Annotated in this window: 2 protein-coding genes; both read right to left on the reverse strand. The window is 73.9% G+C overall.

The features are described from left to right. On the reverse strand, nucleotides 1-578 hold a 578-nt coding region (locus tag ABZV94_RS41145; RefSeq protein WP_356350173.1), incomplete at its 3' end, for a condensation domain-containing protein. Beyond that, the coding region (locus ABZV94_RS41150; protein ID WP_356350176.1) for an amino acid adenylation domain-containing protein at nucleotides 575-2,703 on the reverse strand (2,129 nt) is incomplete at its 5' end. The genes ABZV94_RS41150 and ABZV94_RS41145, both read right to left, overlap by 4 nt.

Below are 2,703 nucleotides of genomic sequence, written 5' to 3' on the forward strand. Positions count from 1 at the left end.
TCGAGTTGGCGGGAGAGGGGGCTGTCGGGGTCGGTCTCGTCGCCGAGGACCTCCTGTTGCCACAGGGCGTAGTCGGCGTACTGGACCGGCAGCGGTTGCCAGTCGGGTGTCCTGCCGTCGAGCCGGGCGGTGTAGGCGGTGGACAGGTCCCGCAGCAGGGGACCCGCCGACCAGCCGTCGGCCACGATGTGGTGCATCAGCAGGAGCAGCACGTGCCGCTCCCCGTCCACGGCGAACAGCGTGGCCCGGAACGGCACGTCGGTGTCCAGGGCGAAGGGGTGCCGGGCGGCGGCGGCCAGCGCCTCGTCCAGTCCGGCCGACGTCACCCGCGCCGTGCCGAGCTCGACGCCGGCCTCCTCGACGGGCAGGATGCGCTGCCGCGGCACGCCGTCCACGGCCGGGAACACCGTCCGCAGGATCTCGTGCCGGGCGACCACGTCCCGTACGGCGTCCCGCACCGCGCCGGGATCCAGGAGACCGTCGGCGCGCAGGGCGAGCGGCACGTTGTAGGTGGGGCTCGGACCCTCCAGGCGGTACAGGAACCACAGCCTCTGCTGGGCGTGAGAGAGCGGAATCATGACATCTCCTCGGACCTCTTCATCGGCCGCAGCCTGGGCCGGGCCTTCTCGGCGCGGGTCAGGCGGGTGACGAGGGTCTCCGCGGTCGGGTTCTCGAACAGGGTGCGCAGGCTGGTCTCGGCCTCGAAGACCGTGCGGATACGGCTGATCAGACGGGTGGCGAGCAGCGAATGCCCGCCGAGCTCGAAGAAGTTGGCCTCCGGGCCGACCTCCTCCAGGCCCAGCACCTCGGCGAACAGCGCGCACAGGATCTCCTCCTGCGCGGTGCGGGGGGCCCGGCCGGGGCCGCTCGGGCCGCCGTACTGCGGGGCGGGGAGCGCCTTGTGGTCGAGCTTTCCGTTGGGTGTCAGGGGCAGCGCGTCGAGCGGCACGATCGCCGAGGGGACCATGTACTCGGGCAGCCGTTCGGCGGCCAGGGCCCGCAGTTCCTCGGCGGGTGCGTCGGTGACGGCGTAGGCGACGACGCGTTTGTCTCCGGGCCGGTCCTCGCGGACCAGGACCGTCGCCTGCCGCACCCGCGGGTGGCCGGCCAGCACTCCCTGGATCTCCCCGAGTTCGATGCGGAAGCCGCGGATCTTGACCTGGTGGTCGGCGCGTCCGACGAACTCCAGCTGGCCGTCGGCCCGCCAGCGGACCACGTCACCGGTGCGGTACATGCGGGCCCCGGGGGCGCCGAACAGGTCGGCGACGAACCGGCCCGCCGTCGCACCCGGGCGGTTCAGATAACCGCGGGCCAGACCGGCACCTCCCAGGTACAGCTCGCCGGGCACGCCGACCGGGACCGGACGCAGCCGCGCGTCGAGCACGTAGGCGGTGGTGTTGTCCATGGGGGCGCCGATCGGCGGGGTGCCCGCGTAGTCGTACGGGCGGCGGACCGGGTGCCGGGTGGCGAACGTGGTCGTCTCCGTGGGGCCGTACACGTGCACCACCCGGGTGTCCGGGCAGCGTTCCGCCACGCGGCGCATCGCGGCCGGCGAGCCCGCCTCGCCGCCGGTCCACACCTCACGCACACCGGACAGCGGGTCGCCCGGCTCCTCGGCGAGCAGGTTGAACAGGGCCGTGGTCAGGAACACCGCCGTGACCCCGTCGCCGGTCAGCTGGGCGCGCAGGAAGCCGAGGTCGGTCTCGCCCGGGGGCGCCACGACGACCTCGCCGCCCGCGAGCAGCGGTACCCACACTTCGTACGTCGAGGCGTCGAAGGCCAGTGGCGAGTGCAGCAGGACCCGCTCGTGAGCGCCGCCCGCGAAGGACCGGTCGGCGGCGAGGGCCACGATGTTGTCGTGGGTGACCACCACGCCCTTGGGAGTTCCGGTCGACCCGGACGTGAACATCGCGTACGCCAGCCGGCCCGGCTCCACCGGCACCGCCGGGTCGTGGTCCGGCATGCCGTCCGCGTCCGGGGTGAGCACCCGGACACCCGGCGGGAGGTCCAGGCCGCTCCGGTCGGTGACCACGAGCGGGGCGCCCGCCTGCTCCAGGATCAGCCGCAGCCGGGCGGCGGGGGAGCGGACGTCGAGCGGGACGTACAGGCCGCCGGCCTTCAGGACGCCGAGGATCGTGACGACGGCGTCGAAGGAGCGGTCCAGATACAGGGCGACCGGGGTCTCCGGTCCCACGCCCTCGGCGAGCAGCCGGTGCGCGAAGCGGTTGGCCCGCCGGTCCAGTTCGGCGTAGCTGAGGGTGCGGTCGCCGGACCGCAGGGCCACGGCGTCCGGGGTGCGGGCCGCCTGCGCGGAGAACAGCGCGGGCAGAGAGCCACACGGGACGTCCCGGGCGGTGTCGTTCCAGGTCCGCAGCACCGTACGGCGCTCGGTGCCGCCGAGCACCGGCAGTGCGCCGATCGGCTGCCCGGGGTCGGCCGCGGCGGCGTCGAGGAGCCGCACCAGCCGGTCGGCCAGGGCGACCGCGGTCGCCCGGTCGAAGAGGTCCTCGGCGTATCCGAAGGTGCCGGTGATGCCGTTCGGTCCCTCCTGCACGTTCAGGATGAGGTCGAATTTCGCGACCCCCGCGCTCAGGTCCTCCGCACGGGCGCTCACGCCGGGCAGGCGGGCCTCGCCCTGGGCGTTGTTCTGCAGGACGAGCATGACCTGGAAGAGGGGGTGGTGGGCGAGGGAGCGGGTGGGGT

The organism is Streptomyces sp. NPDC004658, from assembly GCF_040609555.1.
In the GTDB taxonomy this organism is placed as follows: Bacteria; Actinomycetota; Actinomycetes; order Streptomycetales; family Streptomycetaceae; genus Streptomyces.